The sequence below is a fragment of the Alicyclobacillus shizuokensis NBRC 103103 genome (assembly GCF_001552255.1).
Classification (GTDB): Bacteria; Bacillota; Bacilli; order Alicyclobacillales; family Alicyclobacillaceae; genus Alicyclobacillus_G; species Alicyclobacillus_G shizuokensis.
In genome coordinates, this window is the sequence record NZ_BCQV01000028.1 from 1 (window position 1) to 18,852 (window position 18,852).

Annotated in this window: 18 protein-coding genes; all 18 read right to left on the reverse strand. The window is 53.2% G+C overall.

The features are described from left to right. Positions 1-176: 176 nt before the first annotated feature. Positions 177-1,031, reverse strand: a complete 855-nt coding sequence (locus ASH01S_RS11580; RefSeq protein ID WP_067928435.1) for an RpnC/YadD family protein — start codon at positions 1,029-1,031, stop codon at positions 177-179. Between the two features lie 151 nt (positions 1,032-1,182). After that, a complete protein-coding gene (locus ASH01S_RS11585) occupies positions 1,183-2,730 on the reverse strand; it encodes a PcfJ domain-containing protein (RefSeq protein WP_067928265.1) in 1,548 nt (515 codons plus the stop codon). Then, on the reverse strand, positions 2,727-3,179 hold the full coding sequence (locus tag ASH01S_RS11590; RefSeq protein ID WP_067928269.1) for a Cas9 inhibitor AcrIIA9 family protein: 453 nt from the start codon (positions 3,177-3,179) through the stop codon (positions 2,727-2,729). The genes ASH01S_RS11585 and ASH01S_RS11590 overlap by 4 nt, the downstream gene beginning before the upstream one ends. 90 nt (positions 3,180-3,269) lie before the next feature. Further along, complete coding sequence (locus ASH01S_RS11595) at positions 3,270-6,500, reverse strand: DEAD/DEAH box helicase family protein (protein WP_067928273.1); 3,231 nt, start codon at positions 6,498-6,500, stop codon at positions 3,270-3,272. A 391-nt stretch (positions 6,501-6,891) separates the two neighbouring features. Then, positions 6,892-7,161, reverse strand: a complete 270-nt coding sequence (locus tag ASH01S_RS11605) for a hypothetical protein (protein WP_083517085.1) — start codon at positions 7,159-7,161, stop codon at positions 6,892-6,894. Between the two features lie 72 nt (positions 7,162-7,233). After that, positions 7,234-8,283 (reverse strand): DUF6094 domain-containing protein, encoded by a 1,050-nt coding sequence (locus ASH01S_RS11610; RefSeq protein ID WP_067928281.1) that lies wholly within the window; start codon positions 8,281-8,283, stop codon positions 7,234-7,236. A 77-nt stretch (positions 8,284-8,360) separates the two neighbouring features. Further along, positions 8,361-8,768 (reverse strand): type II toxin-antitoxin system VapC family toxin, encoded by a 408-nt coding sequence (locus ASH01S_RS11615; RefSeq protein WP_174520729.1) that lies wholly within the window; start codon positions 8,766-8,768, stop codon positions 8,361-8,363. After that, complete coding sequence (locus tag ASH01S_RS11620) at positions 8,768-9,085, reverse strand: type II toxin-antitoxin system Phd/YefM family antitoxin (RefSeq protein ID WP_217996320.1); 318 nt, start codon at positions 9,083-9,085, stop codon at positions 8,768-8,770. Before ASH01S_RS11620 ends, ASH01S_RS11615 begins: the two co-directional genes overlap by 1 nt. Positions 9,086-9,162: 77 nt before the next feature. After that, positions 9,163-10,020: an ArdC family protein gene (locus ASH01S_RS11625; RefSeq protein ID WP_067928286.1), complete on the reverse strand. Its 858-nt coding sequence runs from the start codon at positions 10,018-10,020 to the stop codon at positions 9,163-9,165. Between the two features lie 96 nt (positions 10,021-10,116). Continuing rightward, a complete protein-coding gene (dnaN, locus tag ASH01S_RS11630; RefSeq protein ID WP_067928289.1) occupies positions 10,117-11,298 on the reverse strand; it encodes a DNA polymerase III subunit beta in 1,182 nt (393 codons plus the stop codon). A 427-nt stretch (positions 11,299-11,725) separates the two neighbouring features. Next, entirely contained in the window at positions 11,726-12,106 is a 381-nt protein-coding gene (locus ASH01S_RS11640; RefSeq protein WP_067928297.1) for a hypothetical protein, read from the reverse strand. A gap of 46 nt (positions 12,107-12,152) precedes the next feature. Then, positions 12,153-12,572 carry a DUF4258 domain-containing protein gene (locus ASH01S_RS18530; RefSeq protein ID WP_157067107.1) on the reverse strand — a complete coding sequence of 140 codons (420 nt, stop codon included), beginning with the start codon at positions 12,570-12,572 and terminating at the stop codon, positions 12,153-12,155. Positions 12,573-12,666: 94 nt separating this feature from the next. After that, complete coding sequence (locus ASH01S_RS11645; protein ID WP_245629042.1) at positions 12,667-12,942, reverse strand: DUF4258 domain-containing protein; 276 nt, start codon at positions 12,940-12,942, stop codon at positions 12,667-12,669. Positions 12,943-13,103: 161 nt separating this feature from the next. After that, positions 13,104-14,642: an AAA family ATPase gene (locus tag ASH01S_RS11650; RefSeq protein ID WP_067928302.1), complete on the reverse strand. Its 1,539-nt coding sequence runs from the start codon at positions 14,640-14,642 to the stop codon at positions 13,104-13,106. A gap of 124 nt (positions 14,643-14,766) precedes the next feature. After that, complete coding sequence (locus tag ASH01S_RS11655) at positions 14,767-15,510, reverse strand: phage antirepressor (RefSeq protein WP_067928305.1); 744 nt, start codon at positions 15,508-15,510, stop codon at positions 14,767-14,769. Between the two features lie 377 nt (positions 15,511-15,887). Beyond that, positions 15,888-17,006, reverse strand: coding sequence for an IS200/IS605 family element RNA-guided endonuclease TnpB (gene tnpB / locus ASH01S_RS11660; protein ID WP_067928444.1), 1,119 nt, complete (start codon positions 17,004-17,006; stop codon positions 15,888-15,890). A gap of 243 nt (positions 17,007-17,249) precedes the next feature. Next, entirely contained in the window at positions 17,250-17,726 is a 477-nt protein-coding gene (locus ASH01S_RS11665) for a single-stranded DNA-binding protein (RefSeq protein ID WP_067928308.1), read from the reverse strand. A gap of 15 nt (positions 17,727-17,741) precedes the next feature. Next, positions 17,742-18,812 (reverse strand): recombination directionality factor, encoded by a 1,071-nt coding sequence (locus tag ASH01S_RS11670; RefSeq protein WP_067928311.1) that lies wholly within the window; start codon positions 18,810-18,812, stop codon positions 17,742-17,744. Positions 18,813-18,852: the final 40 nt, after the last annotated feature.

Genomic DNA, 18,852 nt, shown 5'->3' on the forward strand with positions numbered 1-18,852 from the left:
GTTAATCTTATCGGACATAAAACCAATATTGACAGTACATATAAAATGTTATGATTTATTAAAAACGATAAATTAAATCATACTAATCATTATATAAAAAAGAATAGAAATACACCCAGCTGATGGAAACAAAAAACCGACCGGGACCGATGTGGCCCAGGTCGGCTTCTTCAATCTCAATGCAACTGCTTCCGCAGTTCCTCAATTTGCTCCCGGCTCAAGCCGGTCGCTTTCACGATTACGTCTACGTTGACGCCCTCAGCGAGGAGTTTGATTGCTACCTCTTTACGCCCTTCCTCGCGTCCTTCCTGACGCCCTTTTTGAAAGCCTTTTTCCAACGCTTCTTGCTCAACTTCCTGTACAAGCTCACGAACGACATCCGTCATCCTCATCGTCTCCTTTAGGAGTTGTTTTTGAGCATCAGTTAAATTCCGGCCGCTTAACCCCATAATCAACGCTGTTACGTAGTTTTGCTCAAAGGTATCCGGAATTTTCCTCGTTAACTCGAGTACCTCTTTAAATGCCTCATCACGAGGCCGTTTTTCAAAATGCATATGGAACGCAAAGGCTAAACGAACGCGGTCTTGTTCCGTCCAATCGCCGAAGTCCAAGTGTCGTTTTACGGTATCGAGTGCCCCGTCGCCATCGAGCCGGTTCAGAAATACGTTTTCGACACGGTATATGGCACTGCCAATATCGAGCGTATCCGGTCCAGAATGCACATCGCCGGTATATAGCACGATGGTCCGGATTTTGCGGCCAAAGCGCTCGGCTAAAGCCACGTCATATGCCAAAAACCGATATAGTGTAGTCTCACGACTCGACTGAAACTCAAGGTGCAAAATCTCCCCGGTCTCCAACTCGAACACGATATCCGTGAACTGCTGGCGTATCACGACTTCGTCCAATTCAGTCGGTAAGGCGCGAACAACCGGGGCATGCGAGATGCCAATCACGTCCAAGACACCGTCGGGACATGCGCCCGTCAAGTGCTTGGACAAAACGTCGTTTGCATTGCGCACACTTTTCATTTTCTCACCTGTGTCTCTCAGTATAATCCGAAGCTTTCCCGGTGTCATCGTATCAAACTGAGACTTCCAATAGTTGATCAGTCGGAGCTCACGGGCGGATAAAAGCCGTCCTGGGATACATCAGTGTCCCAGGACGGCATCACTTCGTTAGTTAGCTCATCCTGCGAATCTTCTGCTTCTCGAGCTTGTTCCATTTCACCCGGCGGAGATGCTGCATGAACCGGTCGAGAAACGCCTGTTCCTCGTCGTTAAGGCACCGATTTTGATACCCTCTTGCCTGACGAACGACTCCGTTTTTGATTTCCACCGTGCAAAGCGGAGTGTCAGGATCGGCCACGAGGCGCATAAGGAACAGATCCGTTTGCCCAGCTGCATACCGGGCAGCGTAGCTCCCGACGCAGTGGTTCAGTGCTTTCCCCTCCTCGAACAGCTCGCTGGTACTTCTGGCCGGGCGGATTAAGAAATGTTCATCCGCATAGCTGTACGATTCTAGCTCAGCCAGCCTTTCTTGGATCAGCTGATTGAGGTTTTCGTTCCGCTTTATCCACACTCGGCGCATCATTTTGTCGTGTGCTTCGCGCAGATTCGAGGGGAATATCACATGCTTCTCCGTCAAGGGAATTCCAAGTTCCTCACAGTTACGGAGATAGTCACGCCACTCTACCAAAGCATATGTCGCGCTATTGTAGACTTGTGATTTACGGATTTGCTTGAGAAGGTACTTCGCGATCTCGATTTCCGTACCCAATGCTCGCAGCTCCTCCAACTGCTGCCGATAGTATCTGTCGCTGAATTCCCTCAAAACGTGGGCGTCCATCGGCGACAGATCCCATCCGAGCTTTCTCCAGAAGCGGTAGCTGTACAGCGTCAGAGGTCGTACGGACGACGCTATCTGCTGCAACTGCCGCACTTCCGAGCGTGTCATGCGGAGCACCTTTTCGAGCGACTTTCCGCGCCAATTGACTACTCCATAGGTCTTTTCTCCATCAAGTTTGGCAGTGACTAATCCACTCAGCCCCAACTTGGTCAGGTATTCCACGCACGGGTATTTGGCAGCCAAGTCGAAGAACGTAAGGAGAGTGTAGTAGCGGTCTCGGTATTTTTCCCACTGGCTGTATTGGAGTGGTGTGCCGTCCACAGCTTTTTCGACGCTCTCCCATGAGCACCAAATGTAAATGCTGCGCCAATTCACCATTCCAGCAGGAAGCTGATGCACAGAGCGCATCTGCTTCCACTCGCCGGACCACGTACGTCGAAGCATCCTTCCGCCTCGACCTGGCTCGAACAAATACCGGGCGCGTGGCTCAAACTGAGTTTCGACGTTGTGGTAGTCTCCCGAGTAATCGCGCCAAGCGTAGTACCACGTGGCAACCACAACATGAGGGTCTATCATGGACTTTTCGTACCACACGATGTATGCATGATCGACCAGGTACTTACGTCCGCGGCCTCGTTGCTTGACAACGCATTCGGAACCGCAGTTGAGGCAGGCCGTTTTTTCGTTGTGCTTATAGGCCGCTCGTCCAACACCAAGTTGGTATTCCGCGTGGCAGTGTGTGCAGTACGCCATCTGTACCTTTCCAACACGCCACACGAACAAGTACCGACTTTCGAGAAACACGGTGTCTCTCGCGTACTCGATCAACGCTTGGCTAAGCCGTGCCGGGAAGTGAGCCAAGAACTCGTTGTAACCGTTCATTGCCACTCCCCTCCTTCGGCGTCACCAAAGAGCGAGAGCTGCGTCACGTCGGATGCGGCGGACTTTGCCGAGGTTTTTACCCGAGCAGCCGGTTTTGTGTTCCTAGCCGTGGGTGCCGTACGATTTGGTACTGCAGGTCTTGCAGGCGGTTGCGGCTCCGGCGGAATGTCGAACGGCTCGCCGTCCCAACACTCAAAGTATTGGAGGACTATTCCGTATCCGTCCGCGTCCGAAATCACTGCCATATTACCGACACACTTGGTTTCCGCATATCGTCTCATCGCATCGAGGCTCTTGAGGATGGTCTTGCCTTCGGCAAGTATCTTTTCTGCGTGTTCCGGGTGCTTTTCGAGGTGCGCCAACAAGTATTGCCCAATCATTTGTACATAGGGATGTTTCTCGTTGGCAGCCATCTCGGTCGTCAGTTTCTCAACAGCCTTTTCGTACATATCGGTTCGCCCCTTTGCCCATCCCCGATGTCACGGGGGATGGGCGAATTTAATCCCCGCGTGACTCGGGTTGGATGCAAAGGATGAGTGTTAGAGCGCGAACAACATGATTTGGTTATCCGCGACTTTCTGCTTTTTCACCCGCTTAGCCTTCGGCACCATACCCATCTGCTTACGCCAATCACCGTATGTGAGCGGCGTCTCAGGTTGTGTAGCAGATGTTTCGGGTGCAGGCTCAGGGCGCTCGGCCTTACTGTCCTCCACGTTGTCGGTCACCGCAAACAGTGGGAGTACCGTGACTTCCGCTGGCATTGCAGACGGCGCGACCGATTGCGAAGTCTCGACGACTTGCGTCGGATGCGATTCCTCAACCTCAGTCGGTTCAGGCACACCGGCCAGGCGACGAGTCTCGGATGCGAGCCGCTGCATGGCTTCGTGGATCTCGCGCTTGAAGCGTTCCTCCGCCAACATGACCACTCCGCTCGGAATGTCTTTGTCGGCGAGAGACTTCCACTTTTCCGCCAGGTCCTCCACGTCACCCAAGCAGTTCGCAATTGCATAAGTGGAAGCCGATTTTTCGTCCTGTTGAACGAACTGTGCTACCTCCGACTTGTCGAGACGGCCTTCCAGTAGCATGGCATGGCTTCGCTTTTGGAGCATGCGTTTGAACTGAACCATCTCGTAAGACCGGTTGTAGACATAGTAGAAGACTTTGCAGGTACGATGCTGGCCAATTCTCCAAGCACGGCGACTGGCTTGACGCATCGTCGCGATCTCGTCGGTGAACTGGTAGAACATCAAGGTCGGAAATTCGAGAAGATCAAGGCCCACTTCGACCAGTTTGGCGTTGCAGACCACCACTTCTGTGTCCTTCTCGACCGCCCGTTCCAGCCATTCGACGCGGTCCTCCGGCGATACGCTTGCTTGCAGGACCTGAACGCGGATCCCGTGTTGCTTGAGCACATCAGCTATGCGCCTGTCCTGTTGGACTTCACCGCTATAGCGCACGTACACCACACAACGGCGGTTTTGCGCGAGCTCCGCCTGGATGTCTTCGAGCAAACGCCGTTCTTTCGCGGACAGTTCCTCTGCATCGTAGGTAGGCTCAAACTCGACAAGTTCGTCACCTACCCGTACCTCTTGGGGCATGTGCGGTTGGTTCGCCGCATTGACCACGGCCGGGATGAACTTCGCAAAGGCTTGGCTGTTTCCCATGGCGTACTGCTTGCGCATTACGGTTTCTAGCGTGGAATGGAACGCCTGGTAGGTCAGGCTATGTTGCTCGTCCATGTCCACGAAAATCGGCCGTTCCTCCAGCTCCACCAGCGGCAGGCCCATGTCTCCAAGCTCCAGAAATACTGTCTTGTCCGCCAAGTGATTGACGAACAGCTTGGGCGACAGGCCCGGGATTTCTTTTGGTGGGTTGAGGATCACCTTGCGGGAAGTTGATCCGCCCGCGGATTCCACTTCGTCTTTTGCATATCGTCCGCGCTGCTCCATGGTGCCATACAAGTAAACGAACTTGTTAAGCGAACGATGGTCCAGTCCATCCGCCTTCATCTCATCCGGGCAAATGCGCCACAGCAGATGATAAAGGCTGGATGCTTTCCCATCGCTCAGTGTGCCTGTAAGACCCAGCACGCGCCGGTTGGCTCCAACGATTGCGCCCATTGCTTCTCCTTGGCCGGAGTTGTTCTTGTATTGATGCAACTCATCGACGATCACCAGGTCGAACCATCCGCGCAAGTACCGTTGGATAAACCAAGCCGGTTGCAGACGACGGTGTTTGAGCCCAGAAACTTGCTCGCATTCCGGCACAGTATCGCGCATCAGGTTGGCACCGCACTCCGTGCAGTGGTAATTTGTGACGGACTTCTTGAACATATACTGGGTTCGAATCTTCTTCCGGCCATCAATGCCCCTGCATTTCAAGGAGCGGACACCGGTTGCTAAGTCCTCGAACCCTAGTTTCCGTTCCGCGATTTGCGCGGACTCGTTGTCGTGTTTCCGCGCATCCTTCTCAGCGGTTTTCGTGTGCTTTTGTTGAATGCCACCGCAGTCTGGACAGAGCCAAACATCCTCTATGATCGCAGCTCCGGTGTAGTGGTCATTCCATTTGTTTTTGTCAGGAACGATCCACCGATGTTTGTAGATTAACGCCGGAGCTTTGGGCATCCCCAGCTTCGCGGTATCGCGTGAGAGCAGGACAAATTCCAATCGATCCTTTTGTCCGCGAAGAACCCGCTGATTCCGGTAGCGGATAAGGTCTTTCCAGCTTTCGATGACCGTTACCCGAGCTCCAGGCAGCGTCTTTCCGATCTCGTCCCGAACCCATTTCGGGATTGTAATCCCTGGCACGAGAAGCAACACCGCAAACCCGCGATTCGAGCGTTCAGACAACGCCTTTGCCGTCGCCAGGCTGATGATGCTCTTGCCGGTGCCCATGTCGGACGAGACGATGACGCCCTTGCTCTGCTCCAGACCTTTCAAAATCGCTTGGACGGTATGCGCTTGGGCCGGGAACGGAACACGCTTCATCTGCGCAATCGCTGGATCGATAGGACGATCTAAATCGTGCGCAGGAGTTGCCATCTCCTCAATCGTGGTCGCCAGATGCGGCGCGTACGTTTGGAGATAGTCGATCACGTGGTACTCGCCGTTCTCATCTGGCTGAAGCGCCTCAGAAAGCAGTGGTGCCTCTGTGATCCCTTCTGGAAGTTCGATGGTTCCTGTGGCAAGTAAGTTGCTCAGGATCTCCTTCGCTTTATCCTCGTTGAGTTCTTCGGACACTTCAAATGCGACGAGGTCGTGCCAGTAGGGCACGTTCGGATCCGTCCAGACATCGAGTGCCCGAACGAGTTCCTGCGAGTAGCAGGCTTCCCACACCGCGTCCTTCCAAGCGGGCACATACGGCAGATTGTAGTCGCCGGCAAACCGGCGTAGGAACAAGTCCGCCACGTCTCCGCCGTCCGGCACGATGATGAAGCGCGACTGCTCGGGTTCCAACTGTTCATCCACGGCCGACTTATGCAGGACAATCGCGTGTGTGAGCTTGCCGATCGGCCGCGTCACGAATCGATAGCCGTACTTGTCGGTGTAGATGTTGTCGGCAGTAAAGCTCCTCCGATTCTGCTTTAAACGCAGACGGCTGCCTTTGACAGCATGCGCGACAATGGCTCGCGCAGAGCTATCAAGATCAATCAGACCTGCAGCAATCAGATCGTCTCCGTTGCGTTGAGGATTCTGATTCCGGCGGGTTACGATGAAATGAGCCGCCGCTTCCACGTAATTTTTCTCATCGCTATACACAATGGTCTTCATTCTGTTCGCCCAGCATGCACCACGTCCGGGGGGCGCCCCGGTTTCGTGATGCACCGGGGCCTTCCCCCCTTTATGTGGTTTCGATGTACTTAATTACCGCTGGTAAGCAGAATCATGGTCTGGATGGAGGGATAGAATTCGCATCCAGTCTTCTTCGCGATATGCAACAGCGCGGAATCCCTTTCCAATTCGGAAGCTATACAGACGTTTTCCATTCGGGCCGACCTTTGAATAGATCAATTCCCATTTGAGACCTTTGTCTTTGTACACCTGATCCCAAGACATCTCGGATAGCTTTCTAAGCGTACCAAGTACGAGCAATTGTTCTGATTTCGGCAAAGAGAACAACCCTCGCTGGAACGATGGGTTATTGAGATCGAGCCGAACCCGCTCATTCTGCATCCCGGATCTGCCTCTCTAATTCATCCAGATCACTGTCTTGTGGCGGATTCTGTTCAGCCCAATCAATGGCTTCATTCAATTCATGTTGAACCTTAGGCTCCAATAACCATCGTTCATTATCTGGCACAAATTCGCCAATTTTAACAATGAACACACCAGGTTCAATTTCGTCCAACCATACCAATTTTCCTGCATATTCCTTACCAAGCGAAATCTGACCGTTGCTTCCAACAGTCTTGATCACGCCCACTTTAGCCATGATCCATCACCACCGTTATTTTCGTGCCTTAGTGCTGCACTATTTTGTGTTCATCATATGATGAGAACTATTTTATTGCAAATCTAAAATCGTTCCATCCGGCTGTACGGTGCGCACAGCCGTGACGTAGGATTCGGTGTCGACGATGGTCTCTGAACCGTCTTCGTTGCGAACCACTTCTCGGTTCACAATTTTCCGCGTCAATCCGACCACCATATGCCGATTCTCGCCAATTCCCACCGCACCGTTCAGTGCTCCCGCCGCAATCAGCGTGGCCATGTGTGTACGCCGAAATGGCAGGAGTGGACGGCGGAGTTTGGCGGTAGTGTCGGACGGCATGAGCATGTTGGCCGCGATCTGAAAGGCCTCGGATTGTGCGAGATCGAGCCGCAACTCCTCTTCGTCCAGGATGTATCCGCGGAAGAGAATTGGCGTTTCGATATTCTCCACAGCAGGCACTGTCCATTGCCGACCATCGGGTGCATCCAGGTACGGCATCGGCAGGTTCTCATCCTTGCCATAGGACAGAAGCTCATTCTTCGCTTTACGGTCCTCGTTTGATAGCTCTTTGGCCCTCGTGAGGTTCTTTGAGCGCCTACGTCCGAACACCACGACTTGGCGGAAGGCGGCATACTCTTCGTCGTCGAACCGATACACCGCAATGTCGGTGTATCGGAGCAACAAGACGTTCACCAGTTCCGAGCTGAGTACGTAGCGCGGGATAATGAACACCAGTACGCCGTCCGGAGCCAGGTACTTGCTCAGGTCCCGCAAGAAGATGAGCTCCTTGCGGAAGATGTCCGATTGAACCCCTGATTGAGAATCGTACGGTGGGTTCAGGTAGAGTATCTGCATGCTGGCAGGTTCAACCCTTGCCCGTTCATATCCGCAATGAACGACGTGGTGCAGCCGCTCCTTCGCCTTCAGAGCGCGTTGCCCGTCGAGCTCAATCCCGTACGTTACCGCATCCGATGGTGCTACAGCTGCGAGCGCCTCGCCTTCTCCACAGCACGGGTCGAACCAACGTGCCGGACCGGACGGAATAAGCCGCTTGCGAATCTTGTCCACCATGCTCAGCGGTGTGGGATAGTAGCCCATTTTGCTGATTCCTTCATATCTCATCTCGTCCCTCACGCCGTGCGTTTGGGACGAGAGGTTTCCCCTCCGTCCCAACGTGCAAGACGGAGGGGTTCACCTCCTTACAAGGTCTCTACTCCAACAGACTGCGCAGCAAGGTATAGCTGCTTATCCGTAGTCGCCAATGGGCACTTCAAGCGTTGTGCCAGTTCCAAATATGCCGCGTCATACGCGGTTAGGCCGTTGTCCAATGCCAAGCTTAGAGTTTTATGAAAAACATGGGACGCTGAAACCTCGTCAACCACGATTTCCAAACCCGACAATAGTTTCGTGGCAATCCGAATCTGCTCCAGGTTCATGCGGTTTCGCCTGTGACCGACAAGAAGTGCGTTGGAGACTTCCAACGGCCAGATTGCCGGTACGGTTGCGGTGTCCTGCTTGAACCTGTTCAGAATTCGTGCTGCATAATCGTTTGATTCGTCTGGAAAACACCAACTCAGAGCAACCGAAGCGTCCAAAACAAAGGTCATCAGAAGCGCCGCCCCTCTTCGATCATTTCTTGAATAGACGGCCCCTCTGAACTCACCATTTGCCGAAGGCGCTTGAACCCGTCCGCGATGTCATCCACAGACATTGTTTCATCCCGATATGGAACAATTTTCGCCACTGGTTTTCCACGTCGCGTTACCAAGATGGTTTCGCCATTCATCACTTCATCCAGTAATTCGGCTAAATGAGTTTTTGCTTCGTATGCTCCAACTTCTTTCATACGGATCATCTCCAATAAACCAGTCGTTACGACCAGTTTATTCGAAATGACATCTGTTAACAATCGTGTTTTATCCACCATGTCCCTCGCCTGGGCTTGGGACGAGAGGCTCCCTCCGTCCCAGGCATGCAGACGGAGGGATTCACCTCCTGTTTTTAGATCGCCTTGCGCAACTCCGGCGTCTCTTCCAATGCCCTGAGAATCCGATCCGCCGCCTGCTGAATCCTCGTCCCGCACGCCTTGAGGGCATTCACGGCCTCTTTCCCACTCCATCCGGCGATGTATCCGAACGAGTAGTCCGAGGTATCCAACCCCAACGCGTGTGCGACTACAAAGGCGGTAGATTCAGCCTCAAGCTCGATCCACGGCCGGCAGGATGCATCCAGGGGACCCTGGTTGTGCAGAATCCCATGTGCCCATTCGTGAATCAAGGTTTTTGCCTTGTGCGCCTCGGGCAATGTCTGAACAATCTCGATGTGCTGCGTTCGCAACTCGAATCGACCGTTTGCGCTGCCGAGGGACTTGACTTCACGAATCGGGAACGGGCAGGCCTTATGCAGCTTTCCGTACAGGTCACTCTCACCCGTGAGAATCCGCGGTCTCTCAACTTGCGGCAACGGCTCTCCTTCTGTTTGCGATACGTCGAACACGTACACGACACGATAGCCGTACAACACGCGCTCCGTGTCTTCATCATGTTGCTCTTTCTCTTGTTCCTCTTCGCTTGCCTGTTCCTCGTTCACCGGTTTTGCCTTGGTCTTACGGAACAACGGTGCGAAGATCTCAATCCCGCGCTCACCCTTTTTGACATAGCGGCCAAGCTCCTTCCACCGGTTGTAGCCGGCGACGAGGGTCGCATTGGGCCGCTGGATCATGATGAGCAACGTGTTTGCGAAGCTATATCGATGGAACGTCGCTTGGAACTGCAGAAACTTTCGCCACTCAGCACTATCGAGCAGTGTCTCCAGTCCTTTTTCCAAGCGTTCCATGGCAGCTTTCGTCTTCCCGTTCATTTCGACGCCCCACCCATCAACACCAAAGGGGGCGTCCCCTCTTGGTGCTGACGAGGGGACTTCCTCCCTTCGGATTTAGATTTGGTGGGCCTTACCTTACGCGCTCTTACGCTTACTGGTCGCAGACTGGGCCGGGGCATTCAGCATCGGAGCGATGAGACCCAACCCTGAGCCGTCGACCGGTTTTACCGTGAACGTCTGTTTGGCGTTCGTGAAGCCTGCCTCTACCAACTCCACACCCTCATACGACCGGAGCAAGGCAATCCAGTAGTGAATATTGCAGTGAATGATCATTTCTTCCCCCGTTTGCGTAGACGACTTCACGTCAACGGTGTCCGTTGCGTACCCATATTGTGCTGACTGGGTGAACAACACAACACGCTCGGGAGAAATCCGGAATTCAACTTCATGTTCCGTCTCGGACAAAACCGATACCCGTTCGCATGCTTCCAGCAACGCCTGACGGTCCACAACCACCTTGATGGGCGGATTCTGCGGGATGACGCGGGAGGTGTCGGGATAAACCCCTTCCAACCCACGCATGACCATGCGGTACATATCGTCATCCCAAGACACCGTGCAGGATGATGGGCCGAGCGTCAAAGTGACCTCTTCGTCATCATCCCGCGCCGGTAGAACCGCGACCAACTTGTCCAACAGGACCGCAGGTACTGGCAGGCTCCGTGGTTCTCCACTCACCGACTTGCACACTACGGTGTATTCGGCGAGCCGCATCCCGTCGGTTGCAACCGCGTGAATGCCTGTGTCCGACACGGTCAGGTTCACGCCGGTCAAGACAGGGCGAGCATTTCCTTCATACACTGCGTAGGTCGTCCGTCGAAGTAAACGATGCAGCTCAGGCGCCACGAGTACCACCGTGGTCGTGTCGTCCGGGTTATCGGTGTACGGAGTGAACAGATCCGGTTCGAGACCGGACAGCTCATACTTCGTCTTGCCGAATGCAATTTGAGCTTTCTTCTCACTGCTTGTGAGAGTGATCTGGTCCTTCGCCCTCTTGACGATCTCGAACAGCTCTTTTGCAGGAAGTAGGCATGCACCAGAGCCTTCAATGACGACGGGTGAGTCCGCCGCTTCCTGGTAGAGCGTTCGACGGATGGACATATCCAGGCTGCTCGCATATACGTCCACACGTTCTTCGTCCTTGTCCGCTTTGATGAGGATGTGCTTGAGTACCACCTTGTTTGTCGAGGTCGGCACAACACGAACCACATCACGCAGTACCTTTTCCAGTTCTACATGGTTAAACATCACTTTCATTTCGTTTTCCTCCTTTTGTTTGTCCGAAAAAGTTCAATGAAAAACCAGCCGAGTCCATGCGGGGTGCACTTGAGTAGGCACCTCCAAGACGTCGCCTGGTTGAATTCGTGAGACATCACGGATGTGGTTATGCTGAACAATGGCATCGACCACATACCGCGTATTATTGGATGTATTTTGTTTCTCGGCGATGGACCAAACGGTTTGCCCCGGTTGCACAACGACTTGTTTCCAACCCGTTAACTCAGGCGGAAGAAGTCGAAGCGTAAGGAGCATTTCGACTCCGGCTAGAAGAATGAGTCCAATCGCGCCGTATCCGATGTATCTTATGATTCGCAATGCCATCCCCTCCGTGGGTGTAGTTCACCCACGGAGGCCCGCCGCCCGAGGGTGATTATTCACCCCCGTTGGCGGGCGGGGTGGTTACTTAGTGAATGGACATCATTTCATCAAGGCTTGTCTTTGTGCCAGAAGGCAACGAAAGAGCCATTTGCTCCAACTTGCCAATCAGCAGAAGATCCCAAGCCTTGTTTCCGCAATGGTTGCAGACGATGGTGGGAACACCATCTATCACAACACCGTTCACGGTATCGAAAGTGTCCAATCGTTCCTCTGCTAACTGTCCGCATTTGGGACAATGGGCAGACTCCATGAATTGAATGGGTTCTTTGTAAGCCGCAACAGCTCTTTTTATCAACTCTTGTTTGTCACCGTTCGTCCACAAACGAGCTTTGATTTCTAACACGTTCCATACCTCCTCATTGAGGTTGGCTTTTAGAACTGCATCATTCAAATCTGGGTGCATCATAGGGATCGTTCTCCTTTCAGTTGCACCCATTATATCGAACATTCGTTCATTCCTTTTCTGGTTTCCAACACAATCGGATCGTGTAGGTTTCATCCCATAAATGTGGCGACTGAGACGGATCGTATACCGTTACAACGGTTAAAACTTTGTCCTTGGTATCAGTGGCGATCACCAAGTGCAAAGGCCTATAGACCGTTGGCGCAATTTTAGCGTAACCCAGCCAAAGCCACTTAGTTCCAGACTTTGTGCATGCAAAATGAATGCATTCCCCATTTTCAAATGCTTGGATTGCCTGCCACGGTGGGATATGACGTTGATCTTCCCGATCTTCGACATGGCGCGACCATTCTAACTTATATCCGCTACGCAGAAGTTCACGAAGCTCGTCGCCATGTTCTTCCGCATGTTTTATACCGCGCATCCAAGCTCGTGCTTTGCTTTGACATTCAGGATGTGAGCATGCCATTTTGCTCCCTCCCCGCAGGTCAACTTTCACCCGCGGGGCCCGCCGCCCGAGGGTGATTATTCACCCCCGTTGGCGGGCGGGGTTATCAAAGCTCTTACAATGCGTGCGTGTGTTTGTGTTTCCGTCGCACCGTGATACTGGTTTTCCACTCGTCCGCGGAGTACACAGTAATTACCGTGTTCGGCTTGGCAAGAACCACATGAATTGGTTTGCCATTGATGTCTCCACGCTTCATAACACGGGTTCCGTTCTCTTGCACGGTAACGCCGACCTGGGCGATCTGCTCAACTGCTTCAATGGGCAGCCGGCGTTCGATGATCCGTCGGACAGCGTGTCCGTTGAATACTGGTTTCATCAGGGTCATTCTCATGTGGTTTCACACTCCAATCGTCGATGTGCTCCCGGTATGCCGTGAGCGCGGCAGGGAGCGTGCCATCGAAGTAGTGTTTGAGTATCTGTTTCAGTACGTACGCGTCGTCGTCCGACCGGAAGAACGAGGGGATGGAGAACATTTGCATGTGCTTATCACCCTCATGCAACGGCCGAATCGCCTTCGCGTTTAACGATGAGCTGCGTGTCGGCAACAAACGCTGCGATAACTTGTCCGCTAAATGTCTCGCCGAACAGGTTTTGCACCGATTCGGCATTGTCGACGTACACGGGCATTTCTTCACCGCGGGCGAAGGCCAACACGCGCCCGATCTCGATGTCACACCGCACCTTTTCGGAGAAGGAGAGCAACCGGTACGGACGCCCTTTCCACTCGATGCGGAAAGACTCTCGAATCTCGCCGGTCTCCTTGTTCACGTCCATCAAATGGATGCGGACGTTCTTAAAGAGACCGTTGAGTTTCTCGTGTTGCGCACGGATGTACTCGAATCGGAACTCCTGCAACGCCTTGAGCTTGCTCTGAAGCGATTCGAGGTTTCGACGATCTTGCTCAATCATCGTACGCAATTCTTGCAACTTCTCTTTGGCAGTCTGGTAGCTTTTAAGAGCCACCGCATATTCCGCTTGCTTCTGACGTTCTTCATCGATCGCTGTCTCTACGCGTTCGATGAGTGCTTGGATCGAAGCCTCCAACTTTGGCCGATCCGGCAGAGCTTCAAGGCGATCCAACTCTGCCCGAACCTGCTTGCCTTGCTGGATGACTTCTGCCAGCCGCTCTTTGTATTCTCGCATCGCCTTTTCACGGACGGCCTGCACTTTATCCCCTGGAAGGCGCTGTCCGCATGCGGGGCAGTGAGTATCCACCTTTGGAGGATTCGACTTGATTTCCCGGTATTTTTGCTGGAGCCGAGTATGTTCCACCTTCAGTTCCTTCAACCGAGATTCGCGTACTTCCACTTGTGCTTCAAACTTGATACTAGCCCGCTTGGCCATTTCGTACCGCTGGCGATCTTCTGCGGAAACGAGGGGCTTAAACGGCTTTGGCGGTCCCTGTTCGAGCACGCTCGTGTATGCGCGCATTTCTCCTTCGGCCCGAATGAGTTCCTGTTCCAACTCATGGATTTCGTTGCGCACTTTTTTCGTGGCAACTTCGATGGAATCAATGCCCATGGCAAATTGGTCATGAGCGAGGAGCTCCGCGGATTCTGAAGACATCCGTGTCAGTACTTCCTCTTTGGGAACATCCGGGACACACTTGGCCAGAATGGCTTTTGCGTCTTTTGGCTCCAAAGAACTGAAGTACCCCGGAAGGAAAACCGACAGGAATTCAGAGACCGTTCCGAACATCCCTTCGATCTCCCCGGGCTTAGGCCGCCGGCCGTTCACCGTGAGCACGGAGGCTTTCTTTCCGGCCCGCGTCCGCGCGAGTACGATTTCCTTGCCCGCCGCGTCCACGAGCGTGACCGCGACCGACATGTCCTTGGCTCCCAGGCGCATCAGGCTTTCGTCTTGCTTGGACTTGCCCAGGATGTTGGTGCCGTATAAGCACCACACCACAGCTTCAGCCAATGTGGACTTGCCCGCGCCGTTGTGCCCGTGAATGGTGGTCACAGGGCCAAACTCGACAGTTTGGTGTTCGTAGCAGCGGAAATTCTCGAGGGTGATCGTCTTGATACGCATCGTCATCCATCCTTTCCGTGGATTTGTGGTCACACAAACCCACGGACGGTGCCGGGGCTTGTGTGACATGCCCCGCACACGCGTGCAGGAGGTTCAGATGCTTTTTAGAGAGGTGTCGTGTTGCTCAGATCGTTACCAAGGACGTTTCGTCATGCCAAAGGTCATAAATGAAACCGATCCCCTTGGCCGTAACTAACGTCTGCGTTACGTTGACGACTTTGTCCTTTCGAGTGGTACTGACTTCGCGGACCTTGAAATATCCGCGTTCAAGGTATTCCTGATACGGCAGGTTGTTTTTCATCAAGACCTTCTTCTCTCGCAGGAACTTAAACAGCCGGTTTCGGCCTGTACCCAGTGCTTTCGCAACCTGAGCGATGGTCTGAGCGTTAGCGCCTGACAGAAGTACGCCATACGCTTCCGCCTTCGGCGCGAGCTCTTGGACCTGTTCCTGCAAGCAAAGGCGATCCTTTTCTGTCTCAACGAGTGCCTCCAGTGCCTCCAGGTAGTTCGACGGCAGCTTGCGCCCGTCCACGTACATCCCGGGCTTCACGTACATACCCGTCTTGCGGATCTGAGGGAGCACCTCATGGACTACCCAGCGCTTGAACTGCTTGGCCTCCGGTTTGCGGCTGCGGAGGACCAAAGAATACAACCCAGGCTCGTTGACGACGGTCATTTTCTGGTTCCCACCAGGGGTACTCACAATATGAGTACCCTTTTCGTCATCATCCAAGCCGGCGACACCTCGGTCGACCTTTGCGATTCCAAGCACCTCGCAGACATCTTTCGCGACCCACCAAGGTTCTCCGTTGATCATGATCACTCGGACCTTCTCACTCTGGAAATTGAACTCCATGATCTCTTCCATTTGCATAACCTCCCCGTGAGTTGGGTTTTATGAGAACCACAAGCCCACGGGTAGCGCCGGGGCTTGTGGTGATTGCCCCGCGCGCTATGCGGGATGTAATGAAAAAGACCAACACAATCCAAGGGGAGTATCCCTTCTGGATTCCGTTGGTCTTCCTGAACGAACCGAGGTTCGTTTTCTATTACGTTGTTGGCCGAATGTCAACAGTCAGCTGACTTATTATGAGCCGCCCATTCAGGAAAGGCCTCTTCAAGTTTCTTAATGAGACTTGACACTCCACACGGCTAAAGCCGTGGGATTCTTGGGAGCATCCTCGCAACCGAAGATTCTGCCTTGCGGCTCCAAGCTATCCCCGTGTGTCCCACGGTTGAGTCCGCTTAGGCGGACATATTCAATAGTCGCAATCCTTCTCGAAGAATGTTTCTGGCGGCGTTCACATCGCGATCATGGTGTTCGCCGCAGTTTGCGCACGTCCACTCGCGTACAGACAAATCTTTTGTCTCAGAGTTTCGATATCCGCAATTGGAGCAAAGTTGGCTGGACGGAAACGACGGAGATACGACAGATATCTGTCTTCCGTACCAGACCGCTTTGTATTCTAACTGCCGACGAAACTCAGACCAACTGGCATCTGAAATGTTTTTCGCCAGGCGGTGGTTCTTCTGCATGTTTTGCACGCGCAGGTCTTCCAGACAGATCACTTGGTTCTCGCGAATGAGCCTGGTGGACAGCTTGTGCAGGAAATCCAGCCGGGCGTTGCGTACCTTCTCATGCAGCCTGGCCGCTTTCAGCCTGGCTTTCTCCCGGTTCTTTCCTCCGGACTTCCGCCGGGAAAGAATCTGCTGCCAGCGTTTCAGTTTCTCTTCGTGTTTTCTCAGATGCCGGGGGTTCGGGATCGTTTCCCCGGTGCTGAGAATGGCGAAATCCTTTAACCCAAGGTCGATGCCAACGGCGGTCGTCTCTGGCTTCAAGGATGGAATCTCAGTATCTACCAACACTGAGACAAAGAATTTGCCTGAAGGCGTTAAGCGCACCGTCGCAGAGAGAATTCGTCCTTGCACTTCGCGGGATTTGGCAAACTCCACCCATCCCACCTTCGGAAGCCGAATCCGGTTACCTTCGATACGGATGGTGGCTTTGTCGTCCTCTCGGCCGTTGCGTTTCGACGTATAGGACTGCTTCGGGTGTTTCTTGCTCTTGAAGTGTGGGTAGCCTTTCTTCTCCCGGAAGAACCGCTGAAAGGCGTCGTCTAGTTCTTCCACCGCCCGTTGCAGGGCCGTGGAGTCCACATCCCGAAGCCAAGAGTACTGCTGTTTCAACGCTGGCAACTCGCGCATACAGGCGTATTGGTTCAAGGTGGTGCCGTCCTGCTCGTAGACTTCTTTTCGACGGGCGAGGAAGTGATTGTATACAAACCGACAACAACCTATTGTTCGCCGGATTTGTTGTTCCTGCTCTTTCGTCGGATAGAGACGGAAGGAATAGGCTTTGTGCACCGAAATCACCAAGAAAATGGTACCATATCGCGCTTCATCCCACCCCTAAAGGAGTGGGCTTTCGCGCGCGTTTCTTGTAACTCTTAGCTTCGTTTCCCGTTATCCGTTGTAGAACAGCTTGTCTATCAACGGAAGTGAAATCAACCGAGACATAGGGTTTAACGTGCTCAGCAATGCCATTTCAAAGAGGGTAGCTCCTCTCGCACTATTGAACGAGAAGGGCTCCCTCCTTTCTCCTGGTTGTTAGAACGGAAAAGCAGCATCAGCGGCGTCCGTCGGCAAGTCGTCTGCAAACAGATCGTCCGCAAACGGATCGTCGCCATATGAATCTGACCCTGCTTGCGGTGCCTTTGCTGCCTGTCCTCCACGGCTGTTGCTCTTCTGTTGCTCGTGATTTTGCTGGCTGCGTTCAAGGAAGCGGACACTCTGTGCCACAACCTCGGCCACGCGCACACGCTGTCCTTCGCGATTCTCATAACTGCGAATTTGCAAACGTCCGTCCACTGCGGCCAAGCGCCCCTTGTGCAGGTACTGCGCGCAGTTTTCGGCTGTTTTACCCCATGTGACAATGTTGATAAAATCAGCCTCTTGTTCCCCGTTTTGGTTAGTGTGCATGCGATTCACGGCCAGGGTAAACGATCCGACTGCCGTACCGCTTTGTGTGTATCGTAGTATGGGATCGGCCGTCAGGCGGCCGATCAGTACAACACGATTAAGCATGTTCGGTTCTCTCCTTTAAGACACAATCGCGAAATCGATCAATTCCATACGGTTTTGCCATTTCTGTGATGGAGCCGTTCGGAAGCGAATCGCGGTGCCTTCCTTTATTGGCTTGAGTTGACGGACCAATTTCGGGTCATCCGTTAGAACCTCAAGGAGTTGCCCGTCTATCGTGGCTAACTTCGCTCTAACAACTTCCCGATTGGCTTGATTGCGGCGGCATTCTACTTTTGCCACAGCCGCAATGTCCTCGTCGGTGGACACATTCGTATCAGATTGCGCTGACGATGTATCCTCGTCAGTCACGTGATCAGTGGACTCACCCACGTCTTCCTCGTCCACCAAATTGGCATTGATGAACAAATCCTCAGGGAGTTCATTCTCAGGAATCGGTTCAACATTTGGAGTACTCGCCGCAAGAAGCGGTGTTTGTTTGAGAAAGTCTGTGAGGCGCAGATCGTCGATTCCAAGCGTTAGGACATACACTGTCTTGGATTTGCCATCTGGATTGACGACCTTTGGCACGATCCGCAATTTGAGCGGGATCATCGCGATGCGCCCACCCGTTAACGCTCGGATCATTTGAATGCTTCCGTTGAGATTCACCGTGCTATGGAAACTGGTCGTGTCAATCTGCCAGACTCCAATTCCAGGTACGTCTGGCAAAAAGAACTGAAGACGACCAAGCTCCTTGCACTTCCCTGCCTGATAGATTGGGCAGTCACGATACAGACACTGAATCTGTACCTTTCTGCCTTCTCCATCCGAACGGCGTGCGATTTCACCATCGCCCTGGCAAAACAGTTCGTACCGACCGTTTCCGCCTCGATAGGAGGACAACCACTGCGGAAAGAACTGTTCTGGGTCGTTGGACGGGAAGGCAATGGTGATCTCATCCGGTTTGTCGCCATACACGTCATGGAAGGCTTGAGCCGCCTTCTCGGACGTGGATTCGTCCGGCTTGACAACGAAATAATTCACAGCTTTGGGATATGATTTTCCATTATCATTTGTGGTCCGTACACCCAAGTGAATCTTGCCAACTCGATGAATACGCATAATGTCGCTGAAGCCTTTAATCGGCATTTGTGTTTCCCTCCTTCGCCCCTGAACAACAAAAAACGCC